The 5,600-nt window shown below is 73.1% G+C and carries 4 protein-coding genes; all 4 read right to left on the bottom strand.

Going from position 1 to position 5,600, the window contains the following annotated elements; translation table 11 throughout:
- Window positions 1–1,190: DEAD/DEAH box helicase (locus tag N1F89_RS20190; protein WP_290086264.1), on the bottom strand; the 1,190-nt coding region annotated here is incomplete at its 3' end.
- A 344-nt stretch (window positions 1,191–1,534) separates the two neighbouring features.
- Entirely contained in the window at window positions 1,535–2,497 is a 963-nt protein-coding gene (locus N1F89_RS20195) for a GlxA family transcriptional regulator (protein ID WP_290086266.1), read from the bottom strand.
- A 76-nt stretch (window positions 2,498–2,573) separates the two neighbouring features.
- Window positions 2,574–3,470, bottom strand: coding sequence for a bifunctional methylenetetrahydrofolate dehydrogenase/methenyltetrahydrofolate cyclohydrolase FolD (gene folD / locus N1F89_RS20200; protein WP_290086268.1), 897 nt, complete (start codon window positions 3,468–3,470; stop codon window positions 2,574–2,576).
- Between the two features lie 184 nt (window positions 3,471–3,654).
- Window positions 3,655–5,600 (bottom strand): GumC family protein (locus tag N1F89_RS20205; RefSeq protein WP_290086269.1); only part of this gene is annotated, 1,946 nt, incomplete at its 5' end.

Below are 5,600 nucleotides of genomic sequence, written 5' to 3' on the forward strand. Positions count from 1 at the left end.
GGCTGGCGGGCGGCCGGCTTGCCGGCGGGCGGGGCCGCGGCCGCCGCGCGGCCGGACGGCGGCGGCGCCGAGCCGTCGGCCACGGCGACCGCCGTGCCGGTCAGCCGCTCGATGGCGCGCAGCAGCTTGACGTCGCCGGCCGCGCAGAAGGCGACCGCCTCGCCGGTCGCGCCGGCACGCGCGGTGCGGCCGATGCGGTGGACATAGGCCTCCGCCACCTCCGGCAGGTCGTAGTTGTAGACGTGGCTGACGCCGGGGATGTCGATGCCGCGCGCGGCGACGTCGGTCGCCACCAGCACGCGGATCTCGCCCGCGCGGAACGCCTTGATGGCGCGCTCGCGCTGGTTCTGGCTCTTGTTGCCGTGGATCGAGCCGGCGGCGAACCCGGCCGCGCGCAGGTTCTTCATCAGCTTCTCGGCGCCGTGCTTGGTGCGGGCGAAGACCAGCGACAGGTCGTCCGGCCGCTCGCCGAGGCACGCCTTCAGGAGGTCGACCTTGCCGCGCGGCTCGACGAAATGCACCGTCTGGCGCACCTTGTCGGCGGCGCGGCCGGGCGGCGCGGCCTCGACGCGCACCGGATCGGACAGATAGGCGCGCGACAGCGCCTCGATCTGCCCCGGCATGGTGGCCGAGAACATCAGCGTCTGGCGCGGCGTGCCGAGCATCTTGGCGATGCGGCGCAGCGCGTGGATGAAGCCGAGGTCGAGCATCTGGTCGGCCTCGTCGAGCACCAGGAAGCGGGTCGCGTCGAGGCGCAGCGCCTTGCGTTCGACAAGGTCGAGCAGCCGGCCGGGCGTGGCGACCAGGATGTCGGTGCCGCGCGCGAGATCGCGCGTCTGCACGTTGATCGAGGCGCCGCCGACCACCGTGACGACGCCGAGCCGGCAGCGCTTGGTGAAGCCCTTGAGGTTGGTGGCGATCTGGTTGGCGAGCTCGCGCGTCGGCGCCAGGATGAGGGCGCGCGCGGCCTTCGGCTCGGCGCGGCCGCCATCGGCCATCAGCCGGTCGACCAGCGGCAGGCCGAAGGCCGCCGTCTTGCCGGTGCCGGTCTGGGCGAGGCCGATCAGGTCGCGGCCGGACAGCACGACGGGCACCGCCTTCTGCTGGATCGGCGTCGGCCGGTCGAAGCCGAGCGCGGCGACCGCCTGGAGGAGCTTGGGCGACAGCCCGAGGGTCTGGAAATCAGTCAAGACATGCCTTTCGTCGGCCCGCCCGGCAGAAACCGCGGCTGGCCGTATCCTTGTGCGGCAGCGGGCAGCCGGCGCCTTTCTGCGCCCTGCCGTCGCCGCGTTGCGGTTGCGACCCTGCGGCAAGGCCAGGCGGCCCGCCGGTCCGGTCGTCAGCACCCCGCGTGAATCTGGGAACCTATGGAGAAAGCGGCCGCGGATGCGGCGCCAGCGATGCCTGTTTGCGCCTTGATCGCGCCCGCCCCTTCGGGCCGGCGCCGGCGCGCTGCTCACGCGGCAGCCGGGCATCGGATGGTGCGCATATGCGCCCTTGCCGCGGCGAAGTCAAGGCGCCTGCGGCGCCGCCCTCAGTACATCTTGCGCCGCTCGTCGCTCGGCGGACGGCCGAACTGCAGGCGGTAGCTCTGGGCGAAGTAGGAGTGCGAGGTGAAGCCGGTCGCCACCGCCACGTCGAGGATCGGCAGGTTGGTCTGGCGCAGCAGCTCGCGCGCGCGCTCGAGCCGCAGGCGCATGTAGTAGCGGCCGGGCGTCATGCCGAGATGACGCAGGAACAGCCGCTCCACCTGGCGCACCGAGAGCCCCGCCGCCTTGGCCAGCGCGACGGCCGACAGCGGCTCGTCGAGATTGTCGGCCATCAGCTCGACGATCGTCTTGAGCTTCTGCGACTTGCCGGTCAGGTCGCGCTCCGGGCCGATGCGCTGGCGGTCGTCGGCCGAGCGGATGCGCTCGTGCTGGAACTGGTTGGCCACCTCGTTGGCCAGGCTGGCGCCGAAGTCGCCGCGCACGATCTCCAGCATCAGGTCGATCGAGGTGGTGCCGCCGGCGCAGGTGTAGCGCTTGCGGTCGATCTCGAAGACGTTGTCGGTGCAGGTGATGTGGGGAAAGCGCTCCTTGAAGCCGGCGCGGTTCTCCCAGTGGATGGTGCAGCGGTAGCCCTCGAGCTGGCCGGCCTCGGCGAGCAGATAGGCGCCGACCGACAGGGCGCCGAGCGCGCCGCCGCGCCGGCCCCAGGCGCGCAGCGCGCCGAGCGCCTTGCTCTTGCCGGGAAACTCGGTGGTCAGCCCGACGCAGACGAACAGGATGTCGGCCGGCGGCAGGTCGGCGATCGCATAGTCGACCTTGAGCGGCAGGCCGTTCGAGGCCATCACCGCCTCGCCGTCGACAGAGATCGTCGTCCAGCCGTAGAAATCGCGGCCGAGCTGGCGGTTGGCCGCGCGGAAGGTGTCGATCGCCGCGGCCAGGGAGAACATCGAGAACTTGTCGACCAGCAGGAAGGCAAACTGGCGCACGGTCTGCGACACATCGTTCATGCCGCGAGCTTTAGCGCAGCCGCTGCCGGTCGGGAAGCCGTGCCGCGCGCCGCCTGCGGGCCGGCACGGCCGGCCATCACAGCGCCGGCGGCTCGCGGCCCGCCGCACGCGCGGCAGAGGTCAGCGTGTTGGCCATCAGCATGGCGATGGTCATCGGCCCGACGCCGCCCGGCACCGGGGTGATGGCGCCGGCGACGTCCTTGACCTCGTCGAATGCGACGTCGCCGACCAGCCGTGTCTTGCCCGGCCCCTTCTCCGGCGCGGCGATGCGGTTGATGCCGACGTCGATGACCGTGGCGCCGGGCTTGACCCAGTCGCGGGCGACCATCTGCGGCCGGCCGACGGCGGCGACCAGGATGTCGGCGGTGCGGGCGACGGCGGCCAGCTCGCGGGTGCGGCTGTGCGCGATGGTCACCGTCGCGTTGGCGGCGAGCAGCAGGCTCGCCATCGGCTTGCCGACGATGTTGGAACGGCCGATGACGACGGCGTTGAGGCCCGACAGGTCGGCGCCGCGCACGCCCTCCAGAAGCAGCATCGAGCCGGCCGGCGTGCACGGCACGAAGGCGGTCTTCGTCTCGCCCGTGGCGAGCTTGCCGACATTGACGAAATGGAAGCCGTCGACATCCTTGTCGGGCGCCACCGCCTGGGTGACGCGGCCCGAATCGATGTGGCCGGGCAGCGGAAGCTGGACCAGGATGCCGTGGATCGCGGCGTCGGCGTTGAGCGCCTCGATCAGCGCCAGCAGGTCGGCCTCGCTGGTGTCGGCGTCGAGCGTGTGCTGCACGGAATGGAAGCCGCAGGCCTTCGCCTTCTTCGACTTCGAGGCGACGTAGACCTGGCTGGCCGGATCCTCGCCGACCAGCACGACGGCGAGCCCCGGCGTGGTGCCGGCCGCGCTCAGCCGGGCGGTCTCGTCCGTCACCCGGTCGAGCAGTTCGTCCGCCCGCCTGCGTCCGTCGATGATGTCGGCCATGCGTCCCTCCCCAAAGCTGTGCTGCGGGCAGCCGGCGTGGCGCCTGCCCTTCTCGAAACGGTGCGCCGGAGGCCGCGCGGGGCGGACCGGCTCCGAGGTCCGCATAGACACGATTCCGGCCGGCCACAATCCTGCCTTTGCGGCGTCGGTTGACGCATTCTTGAAAGTGGCGGAACTCCGGCCCTCAGGCGCGGTCGTCGTGCGCCCGCCGGGTGGCGAGCGCGTCGAGGTCGCGGCGGAAGGCGCGCAGCCGGTCGCGAATCGCATCGACCTGCGAATCGTCGTCCGGGCTCGCGGCGTCCGCCGGCGGCGTGTCTTCGAAGATCTCCTCGTGCGGCTCGTGACGCGTCCACACCGGGGGCGGAGGCCGCCGCGTGGCGGTATGAGCCTGTTCGCCATGCGCCGGGGCGGCCGGCGCGGCAGACGCCGCGGGCATCCGGCGGCCGCCGCCGGCCAGCGACGCCGCGGCCGGGCCGTCGGAGAAGTCCCAGCCGTCGTCGGCCCGCGGCGCGGCCCATCCGCCGGGCGTTGCCGCGGGCATCGCCGGCGCGGCGCGCTCGTGCGGCGGCGCGACATCGCGCCCGGCGTCGGCACGCGGCGCGGCCGGCGCGGCGGCCGGCGCCGGCGCGGCGATCTCGCGGCGCAGGCTGACGACGACGCCGCGCAGCGCGCCGAGCCCGAGGCCGAAGAAGAAGCCGAGCATGGTGCCGACGATGGCGATCATCGCGCGCGACGGCCCGCTCGGGCGCAGCGGCGGCGCGGCCTGCGACAGCACGCTGATGTTGGCGGTGTTGAGGCCGCTCTGCTCGCCGGTCTCGCGGGCGCGCAGCAGGAAGGCCTCGTAGACGGCGCGCTTGGTGGCGGCGGTGCGCTCGAGCTCGCGCAGGCGCACCTGGTCGCGGTCGATGTCGCCCTTCTCCACCTTGAGCCGGGCGAGCTGGGTGGCGAGCTCCTGCTCGAGCTGCACGGCGCGCTGCAGCTCGATCTGGATCGATTCGACGATGCGGCGCAGCTCCTGCGCGATCTGCCGGCGGGCGCCGTCGAGCTGCGCCTGCAGCGCGATCAGCCGCGGATGGCGCGGGCCGAGCTGCGCCTCGAGGCTGTCGGCCTGCTGCTGCAGGCTGGCATAGGACGCGCGCAGCTCGGTCATCACCGGCGAGGCGACCTGCTCCGGCAGGGCGCCGGTGACCACCGCGTTGACGTCGAGGCCGCGCGCCGAATCGGCCCGCGCGTTGAGCTCGGCGACGCGGGCGCGGGCGCCCGAGAGCTGGTCGTTGAGCCGCACGATCGCGTCGTCGGTGATCAGCCGGCCCTGCGTCTCGACCAGGTCGTTCTCGGCCTTGTAGGCGGCGACCGCGCGCTCGGCCTGCTCGACGTCGGCGCGCAGCTCGTCGAGCCGCGACGTCAGCTCGCTGTTGGCGCGGGTGGCGGTGTTGGCCTGCAGCTTGCCGTAGGTCTCCAGATAGACGTCGGTGACGACGTCGGCGATGCGCGCCGATTTCTGCGGGTCTTCGGTCATCACGCCGATGACGATGACGAAGGTCTTGCCGCGCCGCTCCACGTCGAGCGCGTCGGCGAGCGAATCCACCGCATAGGCCCAGCGCCGCTGCGCGTCGTCGGCGCCGTCGTCGCTGCGCAGCAGCGACAGGAGCGATCGCGGGTTGAACAGGTAGTCGGCAAAGCCGCTCTCCGCCTCGCCGTTGAACTCGGGATCGTCGGCCAGGCCGAGGCGCTCGACCGATTCGCGCAGCACGGTGCCGGAGAAGATCACCTGAACCTGGTTCTCCACCAGCGCCAGGGTGGCGTCGGACGGCAGGCCGGAGCGGGTCAGGTCGCGCTCGACGAGCTGCAGGTCGCGCGGGTCGAACAGCAGCTCGGTCGCCGCGTAGTACATCTTGGGCGTCGACAGGGCGACCATGACGCCGAGCACGGCGCCCGCCACCGTTGTGGCGGCGATCAGCATCTTGGAGCGCAGGATGCCGCGCACCACGGCCATCGGGTCGATGAGCGGCCGCCAGGCGGCGTTGCCGCCGTCCGCGGGGGCGACGGCGGCCGCCGGTGCCGCGGCCGCCGGCGGCGCGGCCGTGCGCCGGCGCGGCGGCGGAGCGTCGTCCTCCGGCTCGAGCGGCA

The sequence above is a fragment of the Aquibium sp. A9E412 genome (assembly GCF_030398335.1).
Taxonomy (GTDB): domain Bacteria; phylum Pseudomonadota; class Alphaproteobacteria; order Rhizobiales; family Rhizobiaceae; genus A9E412.

Bases quoted from the DNA above. Each gene is read 5' to 3' on its own strand.
- N1F89_RS20195 (WP_290086266.1), bottom strand. From the start codon at position 2,497: ATGAACGATGTGTCGCAGACCGTGCGCCAGTTTGCCTTCCTGCTGGTC.
- folD (WP_290086268.1), bottom strand. From the start codon at position 3,470: ATGGCCGACATCATCGACGGACGCAGGCGGGCGGACGAACTGCTCGAC.